The organism is Mycobacterium sp. 852002-40037_SCH5390672, from assembly GCF_001665875.1.
Taxonomy (GTDB): Bacteria; Actinomycetota; Actinomycetes; order Mycobacteriales; family Mycobacteriaceae; genus Mycobacterium.
This window is the reverse complement of record NZ_LZTA01000001.1, coordinates 44500-70619: the sequence shown is the minus strand read 5'-3', so window position 1 is coordinate 70619 and position 26120 is coordinate 44500. Positions and strand designations below refer to the sequence as shown.

Here is a 26120-nt window from a genome sequence, read left to right as displayed (position 1 = left end):
ATAAACTGTCGAAGTGACCGCCCGCCTGCGCAACGAACTGGCCGGACTGCCAGTGTATGTCCCCGGCAAGAACGTGCCGGGCTCGATCAAACTGGCCAGCAACGAGACCGTGCACGGCCCGCTGCCCAGCGTGCACGCGGCGATTGAGCGCGCGGTTGCCGTCGTCAACCGCTACCCCGACAACGCCAGCGTGGACCTCAAGGCAGCGCTGGCCATGCACCTGGGTTCCGATGTCGCCCCCGAGCACATCGCGGTCGGCAGTGGTTCGGTCACCTTGTGCCAGCAGCTGGTTCAGATCACCGCGGCGGCCGGCGACGAGGTGATGATCGGCTGGCGCAGCTTCGAGTGCTACCTGCCCATCATCCAGGTCTCCGGGGCGGCCACCGTCAAAGTGCCGTTGACCGACCACACGCACGACCTCGACGCGATGCTCGCGGCGATCACCGACCGCACCCGGCTGATTTTCGTGTGCAACCCGAACAACCCGACCTCCACCGTCGTCGATCCGGACGCACTGGCGCGCTTCGTCGAGGCCGTACCGTCGCACATTCTGATCGCCATCGACGAGGCCTACGCCGAATACATCCGCGACGGCATGCTGCCCAACAGCTTGGAGCTTGCCCTGACCCACAGCAATGTCGTTGTGCTGCGGACCTTTTCAAAGGCCTACGGGTTGGCGGGCTTGCGCGCCGGTTACGCGATCGGCCACCCGGAGCTGATCACGGCGCTGGACAAGGTCGTCATGCCGTTCGCGGTGACGAACGTCGCACAGGCGGCCGCCATCGCGTCGCTCGAGGCCTCCAATGAGTTGATGGCCCGCACCGACGCGCTGGTCCTCGAGCGCACCCGCGTCAGCACCGCCCTGCGCGAGGCCGGATTCGAGCTGCCCCCGTCACAGGCCAACTTCGTGTGGCTACCGTTGGGTGAGCGCACCACGGACTTCACCGAGCAGGCGGCCGATGCGCACCTGGTGGTGCGGCCGTTCGCGAACGAAGGCGTCCGCGTCACCATTGGTGCGCCGCAGGAAAACGACGCCCTGCTGCATTTTGCCCGCGATTGGATTGCCCGCACCGAATCGTAAGGAGTCGCCCGTGGACCTCGCGCGCAAGAAGTTCACCGAGTTCAAAGAGCGCAGCGGCGACATCGCAGATTCCGAGCTCGACGAATTCTGGGCCGAACTCGCCCCCGCGACGATCGAGGGGATGCTCGGCGAGTGGAAGGGCGGCGAATTCCAGACCGGCCACAAGATGAACGGCCAACTGGAAAAGGCCCGGTGGTACGGGAAGACCTTCAAGTCCGTCCGCGACGTGCAGCCCCTGGTCTGCCTGGACGCCGACGGCAACAAGTTTTCGAACGTGGAGATGGGCAAGGGCGAGGCCAGCCTGTGGCTCGAGGACTTCCGCGGCGAGGTCACCGCCACCATGGTCTACGACGGCCAGCCGGTGCACGACCACTTCAAGAAGATCGATGACGACGCCGTGATGGGCATCATGAACGGCAAGGGCGTCCGGGACAACGGCAAGTACTACTACTTCTACCTGGAACGCGAGTAGCCGTTAAGCCGTCCCGCCGTGCCGCACACTCGACGTCCCAGCCCCTGACTACCCCGCCGGATCGCGACCGGTGAACGCGACCAACTGCTCGAGCGCGCCGGCGTCCGCGGGAACGTCGACCGGGTCGTCGAACCCGGCTTGTCCCCGTAACTCCGGCCTGATGATGTGACGCGCGAGGCCCAGCACGTATTCGGACAGCGGCTCGGGGGCGTTGACGTCGTGCCCCACCGCGGCGGCGTAATCCCAAGCGTGGACCAGGAATTCGATCGACAGGATGGCGCACGCGCTGTTGGCGGGCATCTCGCCCTTGCCGAACGGCACCGAACCGTCCAGACCGTGGCGGTGCCAGGCGTCCAGGGCCGGCCGAGCCGCGGCGATCACCTGGCGCTCCACCGAATCGCCTTCCTCGCGCTCCGGAATCTCCGCCCCGACCATGCCCCCGAGTGCCGAGATCGAATTCAGCAGATGCCCGGTCAGCCCCGACACGTCGAATTCCGTGCACGGCGTCGGTCGGGACAGGTCGTCGGCGGCGATGGTGTGCAGCACCCGCTGCAGCACCCCCAGCGTGTCCTCGGCGCTGTGCAGCTCGTCGGTGGGCGGGGAATGCGGTCCGGGTCGCAAGTCAGGAGCCATATTCGCCACGCTACGGTCTCGATATGGCGCAAGCATACGAATCCGTCACCGTCGAGACGAAAGACCACGTCGCCCAGGTGACGCTGATCGGACCGGGCAAGGGCAACGCGATGGGACCGGCGTTCTGGTCGGAGATGCCGGAGCTGTTCGCCGCGCTGGACGCCGACCCCGAGGTGCGGGCCATCGTGCTGACCGGCTCGGGAAAGAACTTCAGCTACGGCCTGGACCTGCCGGCGATGGGCGGTTCGTTCGCCCCGCTGCTGTCCGGCGACGCGTTGGCCGGCCCGCGCGCGGCGTTCCACCGCGAGGTCAAGCGCATGCAGGGCGCCATCAGCGCGGTCGCCGACTGCCGGACGCCCACCATCGCCGCGGTGCACGGCTGGTGCATCGGCGGCGGCGTCGACCTGATCTCGGCGGTGGACATCCGCTACGCCAGCACCGACGCCAAGTTCTCGGTGCGTGAGGTCAAGCTCGCCATCGTCGCCGACGTCGGCAGCCTGGCCCGCCTCCCGATGATCCTGAACGACGGACACCTGCGCGAGCTGGCGCTGACCGGCAAGGACATCGATGCGGCCCGGGCCGAGAAAATCGGCCTGGTCAACGACGTGTACGCCGACGCCGACGCCACCCTCGCCGCGGCCCACGCCACCGCCGCGGAGATCGCCGCCAATCCCCCGCTGACCGTGCACGGCGTCAAGGACGTCCTCGACCAGCAGCGCATCGCGGCGGTCTCGGAGAGCCTGCGGTATGTGGCCGCCTGGAACGCGGCCTTCCTGCCGTCCAAGGACCTGACCGAGGGCATCTCGGCGACGTTCGAAAAGCGGCCGCCGCAGTTCACCGGGGAATAGTCCGGCGACACGTACCCTCGCTGAGGTGACGACACCAGACGGCAAGATCCGCCTCCCGGCAGACCTGGACTCCGTGACGGCGATCGGCGCCGAAGACCACTCCGAAATCGACAGCGCCGCAGTCGACAGGATCTGGCAGGCCGCCCGGCACTGGTACCGCGCCGGCTTCCACCCCGCCATCCAGCTGTGCATCCGCCGGCACGGCCGCGTCGTGCTCAACCGCGCGATCGGACACGGTTGGGGCAACGCCCCGAGCGACCCGCCCGACGCGGAGAAGATCGTCGTCACGCCCGACACACCGTTCTGTGTGTACTCGGCGGCCAAGGGAATGGCGGCGACCGTGGTGCACATGCTCGTCGAGCGCGGTGTCTTCTCGCTCGACGATCGGGTATGCGACTACATCCCCACGTTCACCAGTCATGGCAAGCATCGGATCACCATCCGGCACGTGATGACACACAGCGCGGGACTGCCCTTCCCCACCGGCCCCAGACCGGACGTCACCCGCGCCGACGACCACGAGTACGCGCAGCAGAAGCTGGGCGAGTTGCGACCGCTCTACCGTCCCGGGCTGTTCCACATGTACCACGCGCTGACCTGGGGCCCGCTGGTTCGCGAGATCGTCTACGCGGCCACCGGCAAGGAGATTCGCGAGATCCTGGCCACCGAGATCCTCGACCCACTCGGCTTCCGCTGGACGAACTTCGGCGTCGCCACGCAGGACGTCCCCTTGGTCGCACCGAGTCACGCCACCGGGCGAACGCTCCCACCTGTCGTCGCCCAGATTTTTCGGAAGGCGATCGGCGGAACCGTGCACGAGATGATCCCGTACACGAATACCCCGATGTTCTTGACCACTATCATTCCGTCGTCCAACACGGTGTCGACCGCCCAGGAAATGTCACGGTTCGCCGAGATTTGGCGGCGCGGAGGCGAACTCGATGGCGTGCGGGTGATCAGTCCGGAGACCATGTACGGCGCGGTGACCGAATGCCGAAGGCTCCGACCGGATTTCGCGGTCGGGTTGCAGCCCGCGCGCTGGGGTACCGGGTACATCCTCGGCACCAATCGGTGGGGACCGTTCGGGCGTAACGCGCCGCACGCGTTCGGCAACCTTGGCCTGGTCAACATCGCGATCTGGGCCGACCCGGCGCGCGGCCTGTCGGCCGGCGTGGTGAGCAGCGGAAAACCCGGGCGGGATCCCGAAGCGCGACGGTATACCGCCCTGCTGGACACGATCACCGCCGAAATCCCCGGCGATTGACGACGACGGCAGTGGGAACACTGCCCCCATGGCTACATATCGAGTGCTCGACCCGAAGGGCGAGGTCGTCGCCACCAAAGACATCGAAAGCGCCGACGACGCACACGCGTGGTTCGTCGATCAAAAGGCCGACAACAGCGAGCTCGGCTGGCGAATGGAAGTCCAGCACGACGGCGAGTGGCACTTCTTCGACGACAGCGAGGGCGATCGAAGCTAGGTGTTTGTCCCCCGGCTCGTGGGGCAACCAACAAAGCATGGACTCGCAACGCTTCCGCAAACTGCTGGACGCACCGGGGCCGTTCGCTTCGGTGTATTTCGACGATTCACATGACACCCATGACGCCGAGACTCAGCTCGAGCTCAAGTGGCGGGCGGTCAAAGAAGAACTGGAACGCCAAGGTGCCGACGCACACGTCATCGGCCAGATCGGGGACGCGATCATGGACCTGCGTCCCCCGATCGGCCGTAGCGGGCGGGCGGTGGTCGCCGGCGCCGACGGCGTGGTGATCAACGAGCACCTGGCCCGCCCCGCCGCTACCGAGGTCGTCCGCGTCTCCGAATTGCCCTACCTGGTACCGATTCTCGAGCAGAGCTTCGATCATCCGGACTATGTGCTGGTGGTGGTGGACCACAGTGGCGCCGACATCACCACTCACATCGGCGGGACACTGCGCGCCGAGACGGTGGACGGTGGTGGCTATCCCGTGCACAAATCCGCCGGCGCCGAGACCGCGGGTTACGGCGACCCCCAGTTGCGCACCGAAGAGGCCGCGCGCAAGAACCTGCGCGCCGTCGCCGACCGCGTCGCCGAACTGGCCGACGACAAGGCGATCGAGGTGATCTTCGTCGTGGGTGAGGTGCGCTCGCGCTCCGATCTGCTGGCCGCGTTGCCCGAGCGGCTGCAGGACCGCACGGTGGCTCTCGAGGTCGGGGCGCGGCACAGTGGGCACGACTTCGGCGAGATCGAGCACGCCATCGAAGGTGAATTCGTCAAGAGGCAGTTGCGCACGATCGACGATGCCGCGCAGCGCTTTACCGCCGAGATCGGCCGGCAGTCGGGGTTGGCGGCCGAGGGACTCGGCGCGGTCTGCTCGGCGCTGCGTCAGGGCGCGGTGGAGACCCTGATCATCGGCGACATCGGCGACGCGACCGTCGTTGCCGACGAAGGTATGACGACGATTGCCCCCGACGAAAACGTGTTGTCCGAGCAGGGCGCCGCTCCTGCCAAGACGCTGCGGGCCGACGAGGCGCTGCCGGTATCGGCGATCTCGGTCGGTGCCGCCCTGGTGCGCACCGACGAGCGGATCTCCCCGGCCGACGGCGTGGGCGCGGTGCTGCGCTACGCACCGACGCTGCACCAGAGTGTCGAGTGACTTCAGCGGTGGCGGAGGGATTTGAACCCCCGGACGGTTTTAGCCGTCTCTCGCTTTCAAGGCGAGTGCATTAGGCCGCTCTGCCACGCCACCGCTGATCAGGGTAGCGGGACTCGGTAGCGTGGCCACATGCGCGCCATCGTCGCCGAATCTTCCGATCAACTCTCCTGGCAGGAAGTGCCGGACGTCTCCGCCGGGCCGGGCGACGTCTTGGTCAAGGTCACCGCCGCCGGCGTGAACCGCGCCGACCTGCTGCAGGCCGCCGGCAAATACCCGCCGCCGCCGGGAGCGAGCGAGATCATCGGCATGGAAGTGTCCGGCGTCATCAGCGAAGTCGGCGCCGATGTGGCGGAATGGTCTGTCGGACAAGAGGTTTGCGCGTTGCTCGCCGGGGGCGGGTACGCCGAGTACGTCGCGGTTCCCGCTGGCCAGCTGCTGCCGATTCCGGATCGCGTCGATCTGGTCGACGCCGCCGGGTTGCCCGAAGTGGCCTGCACCGTGTGGTCGAACCTGGTGCTGACCGCCCACCTGAGCAAGGGCCAGCTGCTGCTGATGCACGGCGGGGCCAGCGGTATCGGAACCCACGCGATCCAGATCGCCCGGGCGCTGGGTGCCCGGGTGGCGGTCACCGCCGGATCGGAGGAAAAGCTGCAGACCTGCCGCGACCTGGGTGCCGAAATCACCATCAACTACCGCGACGAGGACTTTGTCGCACGGCTGCAGGAGTCCGGCGGCGCCGACGTGATCTTCGACATCATGGGCGCCTCCTATCTGGACCGAAACATCGACGCCCTGGCCACCGACGGGCAGCTCGTCATCATCGGGATGCAGGGCGGCATCAAGGGCGAGCTCAATGTCGGCAAGCTGCTCGCCAAGCGGGCGCGCGTCATAGGCACCACGCTGCGGGGGCGTCCGGTGAGCGGCCCGAACAGCAAGAGCGAGATCGTGGCGGCAGTGACCGACGCGGTGTGGCCGATGATTGCCGACGGCCGGGTCCGGCCGATCATCGGCGGGCGGATCCCGATCGAGCAGGCGGGCGTCGCCCACCAGAAGCTGGCGGCGGGAGAGGTGCACGGGAAGGTCGTGCTGACGCTGCCGGCCTAGACCGGTGAATCAGCCCGGCCTCAACCCAGTGAGGCCAGCGCGCGCACCAACTGGTCGACTTCGGCCGTCGTCGAGTAGTGGGCCAGGCCTACGGTGACCGCACCGCCCACGTCATTGACACCCAACACATCGAGCGCACGGGAACTTTCATTGGTGACGGCCAGAATTCCGTTGTCTGCCAACCGCTGCACGACTCGCTCGGCGGGCACGCCGTTCAACGCGAAACTGACCACCGGGATCCGCACCTCCGGACGCCCGATCACCATCACCAACGGCAACGACCGCAACGACACCATCAGGTAGTCGTAGATCCGGTTCAGATACGACGTCGCGGATTGCATCGATACCGCCAGGCGTTCGCGCCGGCCGCCGCGGGCGGACTCGTCGAGCGAAGCCAGGTACTCGATGCTGGCCACCACGCCGGCCAGCAGACCGAACTGGTGCGCGCCGATCTCGAGGCGCGCGGGCCCGGTGGCTTTGGGGTCCGGCGAGATGGAACTGAACGAGTTGAGCAGCGCCGGATCACGGAACACGATCGCCCCGATCGGCGGACCGCCCCACGCCGCGGCGTTCACCGCCACCACGTCGGCGTCGGTCTCCTTCACGTCGAGCAGCCGGTAGGGCGCCGCGGCGGAATGATCGACCACCGCCAGGCCGCCGACGTCGTGCACCAGCTTGGTCATCGCCCGCAGATCGGTGACCGTGCCCAGCGTCGCGGAGGCCGAGGCGACGGCGACCAGCCTGGTCGACTTCCCGATCAACCCCTCCCACTGCCACGTCGGCAGCTCGCCCGTCTCGATATCGATCTCGGCCCACTTGACCTTGGCGCCGTACCGGTGCGCCGCACGCAGCCACGGGGCGATGTTGGCTTCGTCGTCCAGGCGGCTGACGATGACCTCGTAGCCCAGGCCGGCCCGCGACGACGACGCCTCGGCCAGCGCCGACAACAAAATCGCCCGATCGGCCCCCAACACGACCCCCGCGGGTTCGACGTTGAACAAATCGGCCACCGCCGCCCGCGCCGCCTCGAGAACCGCGGCGCTGCGCTGTGCCGATGGGTGTGCGCCCACCGTGGTGGGCCCGGACCTGCGAAAGGCCGTCGACACGGTGGTCGCGACGGAATCGGGAATCAGCATGCCGATCGGGGCGTCGAAGTGTACCCACCCGTCACCCAGCGAAGGATGCAGTCCGCGCACCCGGGCGACGTCGTATGCCATGTGGGCCACCTTAGGGCTTCCGCTTTTTTGCGAAACTGTGACTGTAGCGGGCGCCACAGACGTTCCGGCCAGTTGGTGGCCTCCCGAGCCAGGGCACCCGGCCAGCCATACTAGTCGAGTGGGCCTCTGGTTCGGAACGCTGATTGCATTGTTTTTGCTGATAGCGCCGGGGGCGATCATCGCTCGTATCAGTCAGTTGTCGTGGCCGGTCGCTGTCGCCGTCGGCCCGGCGCTGACCTACGGCGTGGTCGCGCTGGCCATTATTCCGTTTGGTGCCATCGGGATTCCGTGGAACGGGTGGACGGCGCTGGCGGCACTGGTCGTGGTCTGCCTGTTGATGATCGGTTTACAGCTGCTGCTCGGCCGCTACCGCGATCGCGACGCCGAAGCCCGCGGGATCAGCCGCTGGCCTGCCGTCACGGTGGGCGCGGGCGTGCTGTTGGGCGCCCTGCTCATCATGTGGGCGGCCTATCGCGGCCTGGCCGCCCACTGGCAGACCATCCCGAGCACCTGGGACGCCGTGTGGCACGCCAACGAGGTGCGGTTCATCCTGGACACCGGCCAGGCGTCATCGACGCACATGGGCGAGCTGCGCAACGTCGAGACCCATAAGACGCTGTACTACCCGTCGGTGTTCCACGCGCTGACCGCGGTGTTCTGTCAATTGACCGGGGCGGCGCCCACCACCGGTTACACGCTGAGTTCGGTCGCGGAATCCGTCTGGCTGTTCCCCACCAGCGCGGCGATGCTCACCTGGCAGCTGCTGCGGTCGCGCACGACGCAGTGGCGCTGCGCCGGGGCGGCGGCCACGGCGGCTGCGTTGTCGGCATCGTTCACCGCGGTTCCCTACGTCGAGTTCGGCGTCGCCGCGATGCCCAACCTGGCGGCCTACGGGGTCGCGGTCCCGGCGTTCGTCTTGATCACCTCCACGGTGCGACACCGCGATCGCATCCCGGCGGCGGTGCTGGCCTGGGTGGGCGTGATGTCCGTGCACATCACCGGCGGGGTGATCGTGTTGTTGTTCCTGGTGGCCTGGTGGCTCATGGACGTGGTGTGGCGTCCGGTGCGCGGCAGGCTGGCCGATTTTGTCGCCCTGGCCTGCGTTGCGGCGCTCTCCGGACTGATCCTGTTGCCGCAATTCATCAGCGTCCAGGGGCAGGAAGACATCATTGCCGGGCATTCCTTTCTGACCCACCTCAGCAAGAAGCGGGGACTGTTCGACACGGTCTTCCAGCACTCCCGCCACCTCAACGACTTTCCGGTGCAGTACGGGCTGATCGCGGTAACGGCCATCGGCGGGGTCATTTTCCTGGTCAAAAAGATCTGGTGGCCGCTCGCGCTGTGGCTGGTGCTGGTGGTGGTGGACGTCGACGCCGGGAATCCGCTGGGCGGTCCGATCGGTGCGGCGGCCGGCATGTTCGGCGAGTTTTTCTACAAAGATCCGCGCCGCATCTCGGCCGCCATCACCCTGCTCCTGGAGCCGATGGCCGGCATCGCACTGTTCGCGATCGTCGTGGGCGTCGTGGGCGTCGCTAAACGGGTCACCGGCCGATTCAAAGCACTGCCCGCTCCGGTCTGGATCGCGACCACTGCGGTGCTGCTGGTGGCGGCCACGGTCCTCACCGGGCGCCACTACCTCTATCGGCACCTGGTGTTGTTCGGCGACAAGTACGACTCGGTGATGATCGACCAGCGCGACCTGATGGCCATGGCCTATCTGGCCAAGCTGCCCGGCGCGCACGAGACCTTGATCGGCAACGCCAACACCGACGGCACCGCGTGGATGTACGCGGTCGCCGATCTGCATCCGTTATGGACCCACTACGACTACCCGCAACAGATGGGCCCGGGTCCCAACCGGTACATCTTCTGGGCGTATGCGCGCCGCGGTGATTCCGATCCGAGGGTGCTCGAGGCGATTAAAGCGCTCAATATTCGGTACATCTACGCTAGCTCGCCGACGGTCCGGGGGTTCGCCGTACCCGAAGGACTAGTGTCACTGGATAAGTCGAAGTCGTGGGCGTTGATCTACGACAATGGCGGTGCCCGAATTTATGAATGGCGCGGAAACGGCACGCCACACTAATAGTCCACAAAGGATGGTGAAGGATTGAGTACCCGCAACGACGGCCCCGACGATAGCGACGTCGAAATCATCGGCGGCGTCGACCCGCGCATGATGGCGCTCGCCGACGACGACGCCGACGAGCGCTCCCTGACGGACCTGGTTGAGCAGCCGGCAAAGGTGATGCGCATCGGGACCATGATCAAGCAGCTGCTCGAGGAAGTGCGCGCCGCACCGCTGGACGAGGCGAGCCGTAACCGGCTACGCGAGATCCACGCGACCAGCATCCGGGAGCTCGAGGAGGGCTTGGCGCCCGAACTGCGTGAGGAGCTTGATCGCCTCACCCTGCCCTTCAACGAGGACGCCGCGCCGTCGGACGCCGAATTGCGCATCGCCCAAGCACAGTTGGTCGGCTGGCTGGAAGGACTGTTCCACGGCATCCAGACCGCGCTGTTCGCCCAGCAGATGGCCGCCCGCGCGCAGCTGGAAAAAATGCGCCAGGGGGCGCTCCCCCCGGGCATGGGCAAGCCGGGCGGCGCGCCCGCGCACGGTCAGTACCTGTAAGCGAACTTGAGTAGTTGACGGTGTCGGGTCCTCACATCGAGACGCACAACGCGTGGGTGGAGTTTCCCATCTTCGACGCCAAGTCACGTTCGTTGAAGAAGGCCTTCTTGGGCAAGGCGGGCGGCACTATCGGCCGCAACAGCTCCAACGTGGTGGTGGTCGAAGCGTTGCGCGACATCACCATGTCCCTCGAGTTGGGCGACCGGGTCGGCCTGGTGGGTCACAACGGGGCGGGCAAATCGACTCTGCTGCGCCTACTTTCGGGTATCTACGAACCCACCCGGGGCTGGGCGACCGTCACCGGCAGGGTCGCACCGGTCTTCGATCTCGGCGTCGGCATGGATCCCGAGATCTCCGGTTACGAGAACATCCTCATTCGCGGTCTGTTTCTGGGTCAGACGCGAAAGCAGATGCTGGCCAAGGTCGACGAGATCGCCGAGTTCACCGAACTGGGCGACTACCTGTCGATGCCGCTGCGCACCTATTCCACCGGCATGCGTGTCCGGCTCGCGATGGGTGTGGTCACCAGCATTGATCCCGAGATCCTGCTGCTCGATGAAGGAATCGGCGCGGTGGACGCCGACTTCCTGAAGAAGGCGCAGTCGCGGTTGCAGAGTCTGGTGGAGCGCTCCGGAATCCTGGTGTTCGCCAGCCATTCCAACGAATTCCTGGCGCGGTTGTGCAAGACGGCGATGTGGATCGACCACGGCGTCATCCGCATGTCCGGCGGCATCGAGGACGTGGTGCGGGCGTACGAAGGGGAGGACGCGGCCCGGCACGTCCGCGAGGTGCTGGCCGAAACCGAGGAAGCAAACCGGGTCGAGACACCCCTGGCCCAAAGTGCATCCGGGGATGAGTGAGACCGTCTTCGCCGTCGTCGTCACCCACCGGCGCCCCGACGAGCTGGCCAAGTCGCTCGATGTGCTGAGCACCCAAACCCGCCTGCCCGATCACCTCATCGTGGTGGACAACGATTTCTCCGGCGAAGGCCCGGGCTCCGACCGGATCCGCGACCTGGTGGCCGGCCAACCGATTCCGACCACCTACCTGGCCTCACGCCGAAACCTGGGCGGTGCAGGGGGTTTCGCGCTGGGCATGCTGCACGCACTGGCCCAGGGTGCCGATTGGGTGTGGCTGGCCGACGACGACGGCCGCCCGCAAGACTCGGCCGTGCTGGCCACCCTGCTGGCCTGCGCCGACAAGCATGCCCTGGCCGAAGTATCACCGATGGTCTGCAACTCCGACGACCCGGAACGGCTGGCGTTTCCCTTGCGGCGTGGTCTGGTATGGCGAAGACGCGCAAGCGAATTGCGCACCGAGGCCGGGCAGGACCTGCTGCCCGGCATTGCGTCGTTGTTCAACGGTGCGCTATTTCGGGCCGCCACCCTGGAAGCGGTCGGCGTCCCGGACCTACGGCTGTTCATCCGCGGCGACGAGGTGGAATTGCACCGCCGACTCGTGCGATCCGGCCTACGATTCGGGACCTGCCTGGACACGATCTATTTGCATCCCTGCGGATCCGATGAGTTCCGGCCGATTCTGGGCGGCCGGATGCACACCCAGTATCCCGACAACCCCACCAAGCGCTTCTACACCTACCGCAACCGCGGCTACCTGCTGTCGCAGCCCGGGCTGCGCAAGCTGCTGGTGCAGGAGTGGGTCCGGTTCGGCTGGTTCTTTCTGGTGACCCGCCGCGACCCGCGCGGTCTGGCCGAATGGATCCGGTTGCGGCGCTTGGGACGTCGTGAGCAGTTCGGTAAGCCGGGAGGATTCGCATGACGTTCATTGACGCCGCCGCACAGTCGCGGACGTTCACCCGCGCCCGAGGCGACCTCGTCGACGGGTTCCGCCGCCACGAGCTCTGGCTGCACCTGGGCTGGCAGGACATCAAGCAGCGTTACCGCCGCTCGGTGCTGGGGCCCTTCTGGATCACCATCGCGACCGGAACCACGGCCGTCGCGATGGGCGGCTTGTACTCCAAGCTGTTTCATCTCGAGCTGTCGGTGCACCTGCCGTACGTGACGCTGGGGCTGATCATCTGGAACCTGATCAACGCCGCCATTCTGGAGGGCGCCGACGTCTTCGTCGCCAACGAGGGTTTGATCAAGCAGTTGCCGACGCCGCTGAGCGTGCACGTCTACCGGCTGGTGTGGCGGCAGATGATCTTGTTCGCACACAACATCGTCATCTACGTCGTCATCGCCATGATCTTTCCCAAAGCGTGGTCCTGGGCCGATCTTTCGGTGATCCCGGCCTTGGCGCTGATCGTGCTCAATTGCATCTGGGTGTCACTGTGTTTCGGCATCCTGGCCACCCGCTACCGCGACATCGGACCGTTGCTCTTTTCGGTGGTGCAGCTGCTGTTCTTCATGACGCCGATCATCTGGAACGACGACACCCTGCGACAGCAGGGCGCCGGACGCTGGGCGAGCATCGTCGAACTCAACCCACTGCTGCACTATCTCGACATCGTCCGCGCCCCGCTGCTGGGCTCGCATCAGGAACTGCGGCACTGGGCAGTGGTGCTGGTGCTGACTGCCGTTGGCTGGATCCTGGCCGCCTTCGCGATGCGCCAGTACCGCGCCCGGGTGCCCTACTGGGTGTAGGAACTGTTGTCGGCGGACGAGCCTATAATCGAATGTATGTTCGAAGTGCTGCAGTCGAAGCTCGGGCTTCGCGGCGTCGACGACGCCGGTGTGGTGGACCTGATCACCGTTGCGGCGCGGGCGCAAAATGCCCAATGCGCGCGTGAACTGGCGGCGATCGGTGAGTTGTATGTACGCCGGGCGCCGGCCGACGACGCCGAACGTTTCAATTGGATCGTCGACGGACACGAGAATGTGGTCGCCGAAGTGGCAGCGGCTTTGGGCATCAGTCGCGGCCGAGCGGCGGGACGGTTGCGCTATGCGATCGCATTACGCGAGCGACTGCCCCGGGTAGCCGAGGCTTTCGCGCAGGGAGATATCGATTTTCGGCTGATGGCGGCGGTGGTATATCGCACGGAGCTGGTTGAAGACCCCGAGCTGATCGCCCGGCTGGATGCCGCGGTGGCCCGGCACGCCCCGAAGTGGATGCGGCTCTCGGAACCGAAAATGGCTGAGCGCATCGACATGTGGGTGGCGCGATGTGACCCCGCCGGGGTGCGCGTGCCGGGGCTGCGCACTGAGGATCGCTATGTGGAGATCGGGCCCATCAGCCCTGGGCTGGCCGGGATCTGGGCAAAGCTGCATTCCACTGACGGCGCCGCGTTGGACAGCAGGCTTGACGCGTTGGCCGCATCGGTGTGCCGAAATGATCCGCGCACCGCAGCCCAGCGGCGCGCCGATGCCCTGGGTGCGCTGGCCGCCGGCCAGGACGCGCTGCGCTGCGCCTGCGATACACCGGATTGTGCAGCGGCACAACGATACCCGGGCACCAGCGTCGTGATCCATGTGTTGGCCGAGCCGGCGGCGGTCATCGGCGAGTCACCCGCTCCGGCATATCTTCCCGCGTTCGGTCCATTGCCGACGACGTTGCTGCGCGACCTGGCCGGTGTCGCCAAGTCGAAGCCCTTGTCGATACCGCCCGACCGCGCGGAAGTCGGCTATCGGCCTTCGGCGGCACTGGCCGAATTCATCCGCTTTCGGGACCTGACATGCCGGTTCCCCGGTTGCGATGCTCCGGCCGACCTCTGCGACATCGACCACACGGTGCCGTTTCCGCTCGGCCCGACGCATCCATCCAACCTCAAGCTGCTGTGCCGCCACCATCACCTGCTCAAGACGTTCTATACCGGCTTCGACGGCTGGCAGGATCGCCAGCGGCCAGACGGCACGGTGGTGTGGACGTCACCAACGGGACACACCTACACCACGAAACCCGGTGGTAGCCTCTACTTTCCGGCGTTGGCGATGCCGACCGGGACGTTGGCATCGCCAACCTTCGTGGCCCCAACCCAGCGCAACCGTGGAGTCATGATGCCGGTCCGGCAGCGCACTCGGGCCCAAGACCGCACCGCCCGGATCCGCTGGGAGCGCGGCATCAACGAAGCACGCATCGTTGCCGAGGCGGCGCGCGACGCCGAGCGCTTGGCGCCCAACAACAACGATCCGCCGCCCTTCTAGCTCGATAACTCGACGCCAAACCCCTTGAGGGTGGAGTATGCGAACGTGAGCGACGCCTCAGCGATCGGTTGTGTTGGCACGCTGACCGTGGCGACCCGCGGTGACCGCGGCGCTGGGGAGGTGTTGGTGACCGTGTGCGGGGCCAAGGAGACGTTTCTGGCGTGGTCGAAGGAACCGCTGCCCAAGGGCTCCACAGTGCTGGTGACCCAAATCCGCGGCGCGCGGGCAGTGTTCGTCGATCCGTGGGAGCACTTTTACAACGGCGAAAGCTAGAAGGAGTCCAAGATGCTCGGTTACAAGGTGCCGGCCCCGGATGAGGCGATGCTCGTTTCCGGAGCACGAACCAAAGGTAATGCTCCGTTCCGGGTGGTGACCGGCCACGGCGCCTTCATCATGCCGTTGTTCCGCAAGGTCCGTTTTCTGACACTGGCCATGTGCGAAGCCGAGGTCGCCGAGAAATGCGTGACCCAACAGGGCATCACTCTCAACGTGCGGGCGGTCATCGCCTTCAAGGTCGGCAATGACACCGAAAGCATCATCAGTGCCGCACAACGATTTCTGTCCGAACAGGACCAGATGGCGGTGCTGACCGGGCGGATTTTCGCAGGCCACCTGCGCTCGATCATCGGCTCGATGACCGTCGAGCAGATCATCCGGGAACGTCAGAAGCTGGCCACCGAGGTCCTCGACGGCTCCAAGGAGGAAATGGCGCGGATCGGGCTCAGCGTCGACGCGCTGCAGATCCAGTCCATCGACGACGACGGCCTTGGCTATATCAACGCCATGTCGGCGCCGCACAACGCCGCCATCCAGCAACAGGCGCAGATCGCTCAGGCGCAGGCCGACCAGGCGGCCGCCGAAGCCGAGCAGGCATCGCAGCGCAAGCAAGCCGAATTCGCTCGGCAGACCGCAATCGTCAAGGCGCAGTACAAGGCCGAGGTCGACAAAGCCCAGGCGCAAGCCGGACAGTCCGGGCCCCTGGCTGAAGCTCAGGCCCAACGCGAGGTACTGCAAATGCGGACCGAATTGGCTGAGCGCGCCGCCGAACTACGCCAGCAGGAACTGGTCGCCGAGGTGGTGAAGCCCGCCGAGGCCGACGCCGAGCGCGTTCGGATCATGGCGGTCGCCGATGCGGAGAAGATGAAGATTCTGGCCGAGGCGGCGGCGTCGCACAATCGGGTGGCGTTGGACAAGGCGCTCATCGATCAGCTCCCGGAGATCGTCGAGAAAGCCGCGCGCGGGCTCGCCAACGCAAACCTGACGGTTCTCAACGGCGCAGAAGGGTTGACCGAGATGGCCAGCGGGCTGGTCGCGCAGGGAGTCGCGATCTTCGACTCGCTGCGCGGCAGCGTCGTCGACTATTACGACGACGAAGGCACCGCTTCGCCGATCACGACGAATTCCGAATCCGGCTCGACGCAGGCGGCCCGCTGACGGTGGCGGGGCGCCTCGTCGTGGTGTCACACTGGAACGCCACCTGAGCATCCTGGGCGAAAGGTCCACCGACGTGAGCAAAAAAGTCCCATCGGCAGCGGACGCCGCGCGGAACAACCTCGAAGCGGAGCTGGACCGGCTACGGCAACGGCGCGATCGCCTCGAGGCCGAAGTCAAGAACGACCGCGGGATGGTGGGCGATCACGGTGACGCGGCCGAGGCGATCCAGCGCGCTGACGAACTGGTCGTGCTCACCGACCGGATCAACGAGTTGGACCGGCGGTTGCGGGCCGGGCCGTCGGACACCGACGCCTCGGAGACGCTGCCCGGTGGCACCGAGGTGACCCTGCGGTTCGCCGACGGTGAAGTCGTCACGATGCACGTGATCTCCATCGTCGAAGAGACACCGGTCGGCCGCGAAGCCGAGACGTTGACCGCGCGCAGTCCCCTGGCCCAGGCCCTTGCCGGGCGGAAACCCGGCGACACGGTGACCTATTCGACGCCGCAGGGCGAGAACCAGGTCGAGTTGATCTCGGTCAAGCTGCCCCGCTAACGCTTCCCGGGGAGCGCCCGGCGGCCCCGTAGACTCCCCTCGATGGTTGCCCCGCTACCCGCGTCTGAGGACTCCCCGGCGCGCCCGCACTTGAGCCTGACGACGCAGGTCATCCGATTCGTCGTCACCGGCGGCCTGGCAGGGATCGTGGACTTCGGGCTCTACTTGCTGCTGTGGAAGGTCATGGGCGTGCAGGTTGACCTGTCCAAGGCCACCAGCTTCATCGTCGGCACCATCACCGCCTACCTGATCAACCGCCGCTGGACCTTCCAGGCGACTCCTAGCACTGCCCGATTCGTCGCGGTCATGATTCTCTACGCCCTCACGTTCGCCGTGCAGGTCGGGCTCAACCACCTGTGCCTGGCGTTTCTGCACTACCGGGGGTGGGCGCCGCTCGTCGCGTTCGTGATCGCGCAGGGCACCGCGACGGTGATCAACTTCGTCGTGCAGCGGGCCGTAATCTTCCGCATCCACTGAGCCGCCGTGCGCAAGCGGTACCCTCTTTGACGATGTCGAGCACCGATCCCCCGACCAAGCCCGCCCGGCTGATGGGCTTTGGGCGCACCGCGCCGTCGGTGGCCCAGGTGCTTTCCACCCGCGATCCCGAGGTGATCGCCAAGGCGGTAGCGCGGGTGGCCGACGCCGGCGACACCAGGGGCCGGGGAGTGATCGCCCGAGGGCTGGGTCGCTCGTACGGCGACAATGCCCAAAACGGCGGCGGCCTGGTGATCGACATGACGGGGCTTAATCGCATCCACTCGATCAGCGCCGACACCCGGCTGGTCGATGTCGAGGCCGGCGTCAGCCTGGACAAGTTGATGAAGGCGGCGCTGCCGTTCGGGCTCTGGGTTCCGGTGCTGCCGGGAACGCGCCAGGTCACCGTCGGCGGCGCGATCGCCTGCGACATCCACGGCAAGAACCACCACAGCGCGGGGAGCTTCGGCAACCACGTCCGATCGATGGACCTTCTCATGGCCGACGGCACCGTCCGCAGCATCACCCCCGACGGGGACGACGCCGAGCTGTTCTGGGCCACCGTCGGCGGCAACGGCCTGACCGGGATCGTGCTGCGCGCCACGATCGCCATGACGCCCACGGAGACGGCCTACTTCATCGCCGACGGCGTCGCCACCCAGGACCTGGACGAAACGGTGGCCGTTCACCTCGACGGCAGCGAGTCCAACTACACATACTCCAGCGCCTGGTTCGACCTGATCAGTCCGCCGCCGAAGCTGGGGCGGGCCGCGGTCAGCCGGGGCAGCCTGGCCAAACTGGACCAACTGCCGAAAAAGCTGGCCAAGAACCCGCTGAAATTCGACGCGCCGCAGCTGTTGACGGTGCCGGACGTCTTCCCGGTCAGCGCGATGAACAAGCTGTCGTTCATGGCGATCGGCGAGGTGTATTACCGGCTGGGCGGAACCTACAGCGGCAAGATCCAGAATCTGTCGCAGTTCTACCACATGCTCGACCTGGTCAGTGGTTGGAATAATGCTTACGGGCCAAGGGGTTTCGCCCAACACCAATTCCTGGTTCCGCCGGACGCGATGGACGAATTCAAGGCCATCATCCGCTGGATCCAGACCCGCGGGCACTACTCGGCGCTGAACGTGTTCAAGCTTTTCGGCCCGGGCAACCATGCGCCCCTGAGTTTCCCGATGGCCGGCTGGAACGTCGCCATGGACTTCCCCAACAAGCCGGGGATCAACGAGTTCCTCAATGAACTCGACAGGCGCGTACTGGAATTCGGCGGAAGGGTCTACACCGCCAAGGATTCCCGCGTGAGCGCCGAAACCTTCCACGCCATGTATCCGCGCATCGACGAATGGATCGCGGTACGCCGCAAGGCCGATCCCCTGCGGGTTTTCGCATCCGACATGGCCCGACGTTTGGAGCTGCTCTAAATGGTGCTCGATGCCGTAGGTAATCCGCAGACCATCCTCCTGCTCGGCGGTACCTCCGAGATCGGCCTGGCCATCTGCGAACGCTACCTGCAGAATGCGCATGCGCGGATTGTGCTGGCCGCCATGCCCAGTGACCCGGGCCGGGATGCCGCGGTGGCTCAGATGCAGGCCGCCGGCGCGCGCTCGGTCGAGCTGATCGATTTCGAAGCCACCGATCCCGACACCCATCCGAAGATGATCGAGGCAGCCTTCGCCAACGGTGATGTCGACGTGGCCATTGTCGCGTTCGGGATCCTCGGGGATGCCGAGGAACTGTGGCAGAACCAGCACAAGGCGGTGCTGGCCGCCGAAATCAACTACACCGCAGCCGTATCGGTGGGTGTGCTGCTCGGCGAGAAGATGCGCGCCCAGGGCTTCGGTCAGATCATCGCGATGAGCTCGGCCGCCGGGGAGCGGGTGCGGCGGTCCAACTTCGTCTACGGCTCCACCAAGGCCGGATTGGACGGTTTCTACCTGGGTCTTTCAGAAGCGTTGCGCGAGTATGGTGTTCGTGTCCTGGTGATCCGACCCGGCCAGGTGCGCACCCGGATGAGCGCCCACGTCAAGGAAGCCCCGCTTACCGTCGACAAGGAGTACGTCGCCAACCTCGCCGTGACCGCGGCCGCCAAAGGCAAGGAATTGGTTTGGGCACCAGCAGCATTCCGTTACGTGATGATGGTGTTGCGACACGTCCCGCGTCCCATCTTCCGCAAGCTTCCCATCTGATCATGCGTAACGCGCTGGCCACCCTCGGCCAGATGGCTTTGGCGGTGCTCGTCGCGGTTGCCGTCGCGGCGGTATCGCTGAACGCCATTTCCCGGGTGCAGTGGCCGGCCTTCCCGTCCTCCAACCAACTGCACGCGCTGACCACCGTCGGACAGGTCGGCTGCCTGGCCGGTCTGGTCGCCGTCGGCTGGGTGTGGCGGCGCTGCGCCCGCCCGCGGAGCCGTCTGCTGACCCAATTGGGTGGCCTGGTCTTCGTGTCCGCGTTCACGGTCGTGACGCTGGGCATGCCGCTGGGCGCGACCAAGCTGTATCTGTTCGGCATCTCCGTCGACCAGCAGTTCCGCACCGAATACGTGACCCGGCTCGCCGACAGCCCCGCCCTGCGCGACATGACCTATCTCGGGCTCCCGCCGTATTACCCGCCGGGCTGGTTCTGGATCGGCGGGCGCGCCGCCGCGATCAGCGGGACGCCGGCCTGGGAGATTTTCAAGCCGTGGGCCATCACGTCGATCACCATCGCAGTCGCGGTCGCACTGGTGCTGTGGTGGCGGCTGGTCCGGTTCGAATACGCGCTGATCGTCACCACCGCCACGGCTGCGGTGACGCTGGCCTACGGTTCTCCCGAGCCCTACTCGGCGATGATCACCCTGTTGCTGCCGCCCATGCTGGTGCTGGCCTGGTCAGGTCTGCGCGCGGGCCCGCGGTCGGGCGGCTGGGCGGCGGTGGTCGGCACCGGGTTATTCCTCGGCTGGACGGCCACCTGGTACCCGCTGCTGTTCGCCTTCAGCGCCTTCACGCTGGGGTTGATGGGGCTCGGACTGGCCGCGGCGCGATGGCGGAACAGAGGCGTCAAGGCGACGCTCGACCCCGTGCGGCGGCTGGCCGTCATCGCCGTCATCGCGGCGGCTATCGGCGCCATCACCTGGACACCGTTTGTGTTGCGGGCCGCCCACAATCCGATCAGCAACACCGGCAGCGCCAACCACTACCTGCCGGCCGACGGCGCCGAGTTGACCTTCCCGATGCTGCAGTTCACGTTGCTGGGCGTCGTTTGCCTGATCGGCGCTCTGTGGCTGGTGGTGCGGGCCCACTCCTCGGTGCGGGCGGGCGCGCTGGCCATCGGCGTCCTGGCCGTCTACCTGTGGTCGGTGCTATCGATGCTCACCACGCTGGCGCGCACCACCCTGTTGTCGTTCCGGCTGCAGCCGACCCTGAGCGTGCTGCTGGTGGCCGCCGGCGCGTTCGGCTTCCTCGAACTCGCGCAGGCGCTCGCCGCCGCGGGCCGCGACCGGAGCTGGGGCCGCGGCTTGCAGAGGTCGATAGTTCCCGTTGCCGGCGCCATCGGCCTGGCCGCCGCGATCGCGTTCAGCCAGGACATCCCCGACGTGCTGCGGCCCGACCTCACCATCGCCTACACCGACACCGACGGGTACGGGCAGCGCGGCGACCGGCGGCCACCCAGCGCCGAGAAGTTCTATGCCACCATCGATCACGCCATCACCCAGGTGACCGGCAAACCCCGCGATCAGACCGTCGTGATGACCGCCGACTACAGCTTCCTGTCCTTCTACCCCTACTGGGGATTCCAGGGGCTCACCTCGCACTACGCCAACCCGCTGGCACAATTCGATTTGCGGGCCGCGCAGATCAACAAGTGGTCCAACCTCAAGACCGCCGACGAGTTGATCCATGCTCTGGACACCTGCCCCTGGCCCCCGCCCACGGTTTTCCTCATGCGTCGCGGCGCCAACGGCAGCTACACACTGCGACTGGCCGAGGACGTCTACCCCAACCAGCCCAACGTGCGGCGCTATACCGTCGATCTGCGCGGAGCCCTGTTCGACAACCCGCGTTTCGTCGTCCAAAGCGTCGGCCCATTTGTGCTGGCCATCCGCAAGCCCGGGACGTAACCGCTGATGAGCACCGACACCACGCCTCAAACGGGGCCCCGTACGGCCGAAGAACTAGCATCTAGCACCGTGAACGACACGGAAGCGAATCACCGGATCGCCCGGTTGGTTGCTTCCGTGGCCGGACTGCTCGGCGTGCTACTGGCGATCGCCACCCCGCTGCTCCCGGTCGACCAGACCACCGCCCAACTGAACTGGCCGCAGAACGGCACATTCGGCAGCGTCGACGCACCGCTGATCGGCTACGTCGCCACCGATTTGACCATCACCGTCCCGTGCGAGGCCGCGGCCGGACTGGCCGCAGCAGGCAACCCCGGCAAGACGGTGTTGTTGTCGACGGTGCCCAAGCAGGCACCGAAGGCCGTCGACCGGGGTCTGCTGATCGTGCGCGCCAACAACGACCTGGTGCTGGTGGTGCGCAACGTCCCGGTGGTGACCGCCCCGTTGAGCCAGGTGCTCAGTCCGGCCTGCCAGCGGTTGACCTTCACCGCGCACGCCGACCGGGTCACCGCCGAATTCGTCGGGCTGACCCAGGGACCCAACGCCGAGCATCCCGGCTCGCCGCTGCGCGGCGAGAAAAGCGGCTACGACTTCCGGCCGCAGATCGTCGGCGTCTTCACCGATCTGAGCGGACCAGCGCCGACCGGCCTCAACTTCTCGGCAACCATCGACACCCGCTACAGCAGCAGCCCCACCCCGCTGAAGATGGCCGCGATGATCCTGGGGCTGGTGCTGACCGCCGCCGCCCTGATCGCCCTGCACATCCTCGACACCGCCGACGGAACCCGGCACCGCCGCTTCCTGCCCGCCCGCTGGTGGTCGATCGGCGGCCTGGACGCCCTGGTCATCGGCGTGCTGGTGTGGTGGCATTTCGTCGGCGCCAACACCTCCGACGACGGCTACATCCTGACCATGGCCCGGGTGTCCGAGCACGCCGGCTACATGGCCAACTACTACCGCTGGTTCGGCACGCCCGAAGCGCCGTTCGGCTGGTACTACGACCTGCTGGCGCTGTGGGCCCATGTCAGCACCACCAGCGTCTGGATGCGGCTGCCCACCCTGGTCATGGCCCTGACGTGCTGGTGGGTGATCAGCCGTGAAGTCATGCCCCGGCTCGGGCATGCCGTCAAACAGAACCGGGCCGCGGCCTGGACGGCGGCGGGCATGTTCCTGGCCGTCTGGTTGCCGCTCGACAACGGGCTGCGGCCCGAGCCGATCATCGCGCTGGGCATCCTGCTGACCTGGTGCTCGGTGGAACGCGCGGTGGCCACCAGCCGGCTGCTGCCCGTGGCGATCGCCTGCATCATCGGCGCGCTGACCCTGTTCTCCGGGCCGACGGGCATCGCCTCGATCGGTGCGCTGCTGGTCGCGATCGGGCCGCTGCGGACCATCCTGCACCGCCGCTCCAAACGATTCGGGGCGCTACCGCTGATCGCGCCGCTGCTGGCCGCGGTCACCGTGACCGCGATCTTGATCTTCCGCGACCAGACCCTGACCGGTGAGATCCAGGCCACCATGCTCAAGCGCGCGGTCGGACCCAGCCTGAGTTGGTTCGACGAACACCTCCGCTACGAGCGACTGTTCATGGCCAGCCCCGACGGCTCGGTCGCCCGCCGCTTCGCCGTGCTGGCGCTGGTCCTCGCGCTCGGGATCACGGTGGCAATGTCGTTGCGCAAGGGCCGGATTCCCGGCACGGCCGTCGGCCCGAGCCGCCGCATCGTCGGGATCACCATCATCTCCTTCGTCGCGATGATGTTCACTCCCACCAAATGGACCCACCACTTCGGGGTCTTCGCCGGACTGGCCGGGCCGCTGGGTGCGCTGGCGGCGGTGGCGGTGACCTCCGTGGCGATGCGATCCCGTCGCAACCGGACCGTGTACGCCGCCGTGGTGCTGTTCCTGGTCGCGTTGTCCTTCGCCAGCGTCAACGGCTGGTGGTACGTATCGAATTTCGGTGTGCCGTGGTCGAATGAGTTCCCGGCCTGGCATTACGCCTTCGCCACGGCGCTGCTCGGCTTGACCGTCGTGGTGCTGCTACTGGCGACGTGGTTCCACTTCGTCGCCCGCGACAACGGACCGCCCAAGACCCGACTGGGCACGCGGGCGGCCGGAATCATCCAGTCCCCCTTGGCAATCGCGACCTGGGTCCTGGTGGTGTTCGAGGTCGCATCGCTGACCCTGGCGATGACCGACCAGTATCCGGCGTGGTCGGTCGGTCGCTCCAACCTGCAGGCTCTGACCGGAAAGTCGTGCGGACTGGCCGAGGACGTGCTGGTCGAACAAGACCCTAACGCCGGAATGCTGACGCCGGTGAGAGCGTCGGTGGCCGACGCACTCGGCGCGGGCTTGTCGGAAGCCTTCACGCCCAACGGAATTCCCGCCGACGTGCGCGCCGACCCGGTGATGGAACGCCCGGGTGACCGCAGCTTTGTCAACGACGAGGAAAAGACCGGCAGCAATCAGGCCGGCACCGAGGGCGGCACCACCCCCGCGCCGGGGATCAACGGCTCGTCGGCGCAGCTGCCGTTCAACCTCGACCCCACGCGCACACCGGTGCTCGGCAGCTGGCGTTCCGGCATCCAGGTTCCCGCGCACCTGCGGTCCAGTTGGTACCGACTACCCGCCCGCGACAAGGCGGGGCCGCTGCTCGTGGTGAGTGCCTCCGGGCGGTTCGACCCGCGCGAGGTCCAGGTCCAGTGGGCCACGGACGACCAGGCGGCCGGCGGACACCCAGGCGGTTCGTTCCAATTCGCTGACGTGGGGGCGTCGCCGGCCTGGCGCAACCTGCGGTTGCCGATGTCGGCAATTCCGAGTTCCGCCAGCCAGATTCGGCTGGTCGCCGACGACGAAGACCTGGCTCCGCAGCACTGGATCGCACTGACCCCGCCGAGGATTCCGCACCTGCGCACGCTGCAAGACGTGGTGGGCTCCGTCGCCCCGGTGTTCCTGGACTGGCTCGTCGGGCTGGCCTTCCCCTGCCAGCGACCGTTCGGTCATCAGAACGGCGTCGACGAGACTCCGAGATGGCGCATCCTGCCCGACCGATTCGGCGCCGAAGCCAACTCCCCGGTGATGGACAACAACGGCGGTGGTCCGCTGGGCATCACCGAGCTGTTGGCCAAGGCGACCACCATGGCGACCTATCTCAAGGACGACTGGTCTCGCGACTGGGGCTCGCTGCAACGGTTGACGCCGTACTACCCCGACGCCGAGCCCGCCCGCCTGCTGCTGGGCACAGCGACACGCAGCGGCCTGTGGGGTCCGGCGCCGCTGAGACACTAAGGGACACAACGCATCACGGTAGGGCGGCGTTGAGTGGGTGCGTCAGGCGTGCATAGGTCGACCCGCGTCCCTTGAGACTCGCTATCGGTAAGTCTATGCTTACGGTTCGTGGCGACTTACCAAACAGGTGACGTCTGGCTGGCCTTGGCGGACGGGACGCGGCGCGCCATTGTGGAACGCCTCGCGCACGGCCCGTTGGCGGTCGGTGAGTTGGCGCGCGACCTGCCGGTCAGCCGACCGGCGGTGTCCCAGCATCTCAAGGTGCTCAAGTGCGCCGGGCTGGTGCGCGACCGCCCCGCGGGAACCCGTCGGGTCTATCAGCTCGACCCCGGCGGTCTGCAGGCTTTACGCGCCGATCTCGACCGGTTCTGGACACAGGCGCTGGCCGGCTACGCGCAGACCATCGACGAGATGAACGAAGGAGCACCATGACGCAGCGAATTCCCAACGTCAACCACCACGTCGTCGTCAACGCCCCCATCGAGCGCGCGTTCGCCGCCTTCACCGAACAGTTCGGCGCATTCAAGCCGCGCGAGCACAATCTGTTGGCGGTCCCGATCGCCGAGACAGTGTTCGAACCCCAAGTGGGCGGCCACATTTACGACCGAGGTGTCGACGGCAGCGTGTGCCGATGGGCACGCATCCTGGCCTACGAGCCGCCCCACCGGGTGATGTTCAGCTGGGATATCGGTCCGACATGGCAGGTGGAAACCGACCCGGCCAAGACGAGCGAGGTCGACGTCCGCTTCACCGCCGAGTCCGACGAACGCACCCGAGTCGAACTCGTACACCGCCATCTGGACCGCCACGGGACGGGCTGGGAGTCCGTCGCCGACGGCGTCGATGGTGATGCGGGCTGGCCGCTGTACCTAGGCCGGTACGTGGCGTTGTTCAGTGGCGGTGACTCGCGATGAGCTCCGATCTGATGACCATGGCCCATGCCGAGCGGGTCGACCTCGCAGATTTTCTTGCCACCCTGACACCGCGAGACTGGGATGCTCCCACCCTCTGCACCCGATGGAGCGTGAAAGACGTTGTCGCGCATGTGATCAGCTACGATGAGCTGGGCGCGTTGGGGCTGCTGAAACGGTTCGCCAAGGGCCGGATCGTGCGGGCAAACCAGGTGGGCGTCGACGAATTCGCGGCCCTGTCCCCGCAACAGCTGCTGGGAGTCCTGCGCAGCCACCTCCAACCGCGGGGATTGACAGCAGGTTTCGGCGGGATGATCGCACTCGTCGACGGCACCATCCATCACCAGGACATCCGGCGCGCGCTCGACCGGCCGCGTGACGTGCCGGCTGATCGGCTCGAGCGGATCCTTCCCCTGGTGCCCGGTAATCCCCGACTCGGCGCCGGACGCAGAATCCGGGGGCTACGCCTGCGCGCCACCGACGTCGAATGGACGCACGGCGACGGGCCCGAGGTGACGGGCCCCGGCGAGGCGCTCCTGCTGGCCATGACCGGCCGTCCGGCCGCCCTGGCCGACCTCGACGGTCCGGGGGTCGCCAAGCTGGCGACCCGAGTCCGCCGATAGCGTCCGACGTTTTGTGT

The 26120-nt window shown here is 66.8% G+C and carries 26 protein-coding genes and 1 tRNA gene; 24 read left to right on the top strand and 3 right to left on the bottom strand.

The window, feature by feature from the left end:
• The first annotated feature begins 13 nt into the window (after positions 1-13).
• Both hisC and A5782_RS00285 read left to right on the top strand, forming a co-directional pair.
• Positions 14-1081 carry a histidinol-phosphate transaminase gene (gene hisC, locus A5782_RS00290; protein WP_067093522.1) on the top strand — a complete coding sequence of 356 codons (1068 nt, stop codon included), beginning with the start codon at positions 14-16 and terminating at the stop codon, positions 1079-1081.
• A gap of 10 nt (positions 1082-1091) precedes the next feature.
• Complete coding sequence (locus A5782_RS00285) at positions 1092-1553, top strand: DUF4334 domain-containing protein (RefSeq protein ID WP_067093520.1); 462 nt, start codon at positions 1092-1094, stop codon at positions 1551-1553.
• Between the two features lie 48 nt (positions 1554-1601).
• Here A5782_RS00285 and A5782_RS00280 read toward each other — a convergent pair whose 3' ends face one another.
• A complete protein-coding gene (locus A5782_RS00280) occupies positions 1602-2186 on the bottom strand; it encodes a TIGR03086 family metal-binding protein (protein ID WP_197694054.1) in 585 nt (194 codons plus the stop codon).
• A gap of 23 nt (positions 2187-2209) precedes the next feature.
• Here A5782_RS00280 and A5782_RS00275 point away from each other — a divergent pair, with 23 nt between their 5' ends.
• The 4 genes from A5782_RS00275 to A5782_RS00260 are packed head-to-tail and all read left to right on the top strand — an operon-like array spanning position 2210 to position 5671.
• Entirely contained in the window at positions 2210-3034 is an 825-nt protein-coding gene (locus tag A5782_RS00275; protein ID WP_067093517.1) for a crotonase/enoyl-CoA hydratase family protein, read from the top strand.
• A 25-nt stretch (positions 3035-3059) separates the two neighbouring features.
• Positions 3060-4298, top strand: coding sequence for a lipase LipE (gene lipE, locus A5782_RS00270; protein WP_067093516.1), 1239 nt, complete (start codon positions 3060-3062; stop codon positions 4296-4298).
• Between the two features lie 28 nt (positions 4299-4326).
• Complete coding sequence (locus A5782_RS00265; protein WP_067093514.1) at positions 4327-4515, top strand: hypothetical protein; 189 nt, start codon at positions 4327-4329, stop codon at positions 4513-4515.
• Between the two features lie 37 nt (positions 4516-4552).
• The gene (locus A5782_RS00260; protein WP_067093513.1) at positions 4553-5671 is read left to right on the top strand and encodes a hypothetical protein; all 1119 of its coding nucleotides are present in this window, start codon (positions 4553-4555) and stop codon (positions 5669-5671) included.
• Positions 5672-5677: 6 nt separating this feature from the next.
• Here A5782_RS00260 and A5782_RS00255 read toward each other — a convergent pair.
• A tRNA-Ser gene (locus tag A5782_RS00255) sits at positions 5678-5764 on the bottom strand.
• 36 nt (positions 5765-5800) lie between these two features.
• On the opposite strand from A5782_RS00255, the gene A5782_RS00250 reads away from it, so the two are divergent.
• Positions 5801-6775, top strand: a complete 975-nt coding sequence (locus A5782_RS00250; protein WP_067093511.1) for an NAD(P)H-quinone oxidoreductase — start codon at positions 5801-5803, stop codon at positions 6773-6775.
• A gap of 20 nt (positions 6776-6795) precedes the next feature.
• Here the strand turns inward: A5782_RS00250 and A5782_RS00245 are convergent, their stop codons facing one another.
• The gene (locus A5782_RS00245) at positions 6796-7992 is read right to left on the bottom strand and encodes a cysteine desulfurase-like protein (RefSeq protein ID WP_067093510.1); all 1197 of its coding nucleotides are present in this window, start codon (positions 7990-7992) and stop codon (positions 6796-6798) included.
• Positions 7993-8110: 118 nt separating this feature from the next.
• Here A5782_RS00245 and A5782_RS00240 point away from each other — a divergent pair, with 118 nt between their 5' ends.
• The 17 genes from A5782_RS00240 (at position 8111) to A5782_RS00160 (ending at position 26103) form a co-directional block, all read left to right on the top strand.
• Positions 8111-10078, top strand: a complete 1968-nt coding sequence (locus A5782_RS00240; RefSeq protein ID WP_067093508.1) for a DUF6541 family protein — start codon at positions 8111-8113, stop codon at positions 10076-10078.
• Positions 10079-10102: 24 nt separating this feature from the next.
• Positions 10103-10621, top strand: coding sequence for a bacterial proteasome activator family protein (locus tag A5782_RS00235; protein WP_067093506.1), 519 nt, complete (start codon positions 10103-10105; stop codon positions 10619-10621).
• A gap of 20 nt (positions 10622-10641) precedes the next feature.
• Positions 10642-11481 (top strand): ABC transporter ATP-binding protein, encoded by an 840-nt coding sequence (locus tag A5782_RS00230; protein ID WP_067093504.1) that lies wholly within the window; start codon positions 10642-10644, stop codon positions 11479-11481.
• Entirely contained in the window at positions 11474-12400 is a 927-nt protein-coding gene (locus A5782_RS00225) for a glycosyltransferase (RefSeq protein ID WP_067093502.1), read from the top strand. The genes A5782_RS00230 and A5782_RS00225 overlap by 8 nt, the downstream gene beginning before the upstream one ends.
• Positions 12397-13227: an ABC transporter permease gene (locus tag A5782_RS00220; RefSeq protein ID WP_067093500.1), complete on the top strand. Its 831-nt coding sequence runs from the start codon at positions 12397-12399 to the stop codon at positions 13225-13227. The genes A5782_RS00225 and A5782_RS00220 overlap by 4 nt, the downstream gene beginning before the upstream one ends.
• A 36-nt stretch (positions 13228-13263) precedes the next feature.
• Positions 13264-14724, top strand: coding sequence for an HNH endonuclease signature motif containing protein (locus A5782_RS00215; RefSeq protein WP_067093498.1), 1461 nt, complete (start codon positions 13264-13266; stop codon positions 14722-14724).
• A 45-nt stretch (positions 14725-14769) separates the two neighbouring features.
• Positions 14770-14997 carry a hypothetical protein gene (locus A5782_RS00210; RefSeq protein WP_067093819.1) on the top strand — a complete coding sequence of 76 codons (228 nt, stop codon included), beginning with the start codon at positions 14770-14772 and terminating at the stop codon, positions 14995-14997.
• 12 nt (positions 14998-15009) lie between these two features.
• Positions 15010-16158 carry a flotillin family protein gene (locus tag A5782_RS00205; RefSeq protein WP_067093497.1) on the top strand — a complete coding sequence of 383 codons (1149 nt, stop codon included), beginning with the start codon at positions 15010-15012 and terminating at the stop codon, positions 16156-16158.
• 73 nt (positions 16159-16231) lie between these two features.
• Positions 16232-16711, top strand: a complete 480-nt coding sequence (locus A5782_RS00200; RefSeq protein WP_067093495.1) for a GreA/GreB family elongation factor — start codon at positions 16232-16234, stop codon at positions 16709-16711.
• 111 nt (positions 16712-16822) lie between these two features.
• On the top strand, positions 16823-17188 hold the full coding sequence (locus A5782_RS00195) for a GtrA family protein (RefSeq protein WP_156623745.1): 366 nt from the start codon (positions 16823-16825) through the stop codon (positions 17186-17188).
• 32 nt (positions 17189-17220) lie between these two features.
• Positions 17221-18612, top strand: coding sequence for an FAD-binding oxidoreductase (locus tag A5782_RS00190; RefSeq protein WP_067093491.1), 1392 nt, complete (start codon positions 17221-17223; stop codon positions 18610-18612).
• A complete protein-coding gene (locus A5782_RS00185) occupies positions 18613-19377 on the top strand; it encodes a decaprenylphospho-beta-D-erythro-pentofuranosid-2-ulose 2-reductase (RefSeq protein ID WP_067093489.1) in 765 nt (254 codons plus the stop codon).
• Between the two features lie 2 nt (positions 19378-19379).
• The gene (locus A5782_RS00180) at positions 19380-21287 is read left to right on the top strand and encodes a galactan 5-O-arabinofuranosyltransferase (RefSeq protein WP_067093485.1); all 1908 of its coding nucleotides are present in this window, start codon (positions 19380-19382) and stop codon (positions 21285-21287) included.
• A 6-nt stretch (positions 21288-21293) separates the two neighbouring features.
• Positions 21294-24569, top strand: a complete 3276-nt coding sequence (locus A5782_RS00175) for an arabinosyltransferase domain-containing protein (protein WP_156623732.1) — start codon at positions 21294-21296, stop codon at positions 24567-24569.
• A gap of 108 nt (positions 24570-24677) precedes the next feature.
• Positions 24678-25001: a helix-turn-helix transcriptional regulator gene (locus A5782_RS00170; RefSeq protein ID WP_067093482.1), complete on the top strand. Its 324-nt coding sequence runs from the start codon at positions 24678-24680 to the stop codon at positions 24999-25001.
• Complete coding sequence (locus A5782_RS00165; RefSeq protein WP_067093481.1) at positions 24998-25483, top strand: SRPBCC family protein; 486 nt, start codon at positions 24998-25000, stop codon at positions 25481-25483. Before A5782_RS00170 ends, A5782_RS00165 begins: the two co-directional genes overlap by 4 nt.
• Positions 25480-26103, top strand: coding sequence for a maleylpyruvate isomerase family mycothiol-dependent enzyme (locus A5782_RS00160; RefSeq protein ID WP_067093480.1), 624 nt, complete (start codon positions 25480-25482; stop codon positions 26101-26103). Before A5782_RS00165 ends, A5782_RS00160 begins: the two co-directional genes overlap by 4 nt.
• Positions 26104-26120: the final 17 nt, after the last annotated feature.

Coding starts and splice junctions, on each gene's coding strand:
- A5782_RS00280 (WP_197694054.1), bottom strand. CDS start 2,186: ATGGCTCCTGACTTGCGACCCGGACCGCATTCCCCGCCCACCGACGAG.
- A5782_RS00275 (WP_067093517.1), top strand. CDS start 2,210: ATGGCGCAAGCATACGAATCCGTCACCGTCGAGACGAAAGACCACGTC.
- A5782_RS00265 (WP_067093514.1), top strand. CDS start 4,327: ATGGCTACATATCGAGTGCTCGACCCGAAGGGCGAGGTCGTCGCCACC.
- A5782_RS00260 (WP_067093513.1), top strand. CDS start 4,553: ATGGACTCGCAACGCTTCCGCAAACTGCTGGACGCACCGGGGCCGTTC.
- A5782_RS00250 (WP_067093511.1), top strand. CDS start 5,801: ATGCGCGCCATCGTCGCCGAATCTTCCGATCAACTCTCCTGGCAGGAA.
- A5782_RS00245 (WP_067093510.1), bottom strand. CDS start 7,992: ATGGCATACGACGTCGCCCGGGTGCGCGGACTGCATCCTTCGCTGGGT.
- A5782_RS00225 (WP_067093502.1), top strand. CDS start 11,474: ATGAGTGAGACCGTCTTCGCCGTCGTCGTCACCCACCGGCGCCCCGAC.
- A5782_RS00220 (WP_067093500.1), top strand. CDS start 12,397: ATGACGTTCATTGACGCCGCCGCACAGTCGCGGACGTTCACCCGCGCC.
- A5782_RS00215 (WP_067093498.1), top strand. CDS start 13,264: ATGTTCGAAGTGCTGCAGTCGAAGCTCGGGCTTCGCGGCGTCGACGAC.
- A5782_RS00205 (WP_067093497.1), top strand. CDS start 15,010: ATGCTCGGTTACAAGGTGCCGGCCCCGGATGAGGCGATGCTCGTTTCC.
- A5782_RS00190 (WP_067093491.1), top strand. CDS start 17,221: ATGTCGAGCACCGATCCCCCGACCAAGCCCGCCCGGCTGATGGGCTTT.
- A5782_RS00185 (WP_067093489.1), top strand. CDS start 18,613: ATGGTGCTCGATGCCGTAGGTAATCCGCAGACCATCCTCCTGCTCGGC.
- A5782_RS00180 (WP_067093485.1), top strand. CDS start 19,380: ATGCGTAACGCGCTGGCCACCCTCGGCCAGATGGCTTTGGCGGTGCTC.
- A5782_RS00175 (WP_156623732.1), top strand. CDS start 21,294: ATGAGCACCGACACCACGCCTCAAACGGGGCCCCGTACGGCCGAAGAA.
- A5782_RS00165 (WP_067093481.1), top strand. CDS start 24,998: ATGACGCAGCGAATTCCCAACGTCAACCACCACGTCGTCGTCAACGCC.
- A5782_RS00160 (WP_067093480.1), top strand. CDS start 25,480: ATGAGCTCCGATCTGATGACCATGGCCCATGCCGAGCGGGTCGACCTC.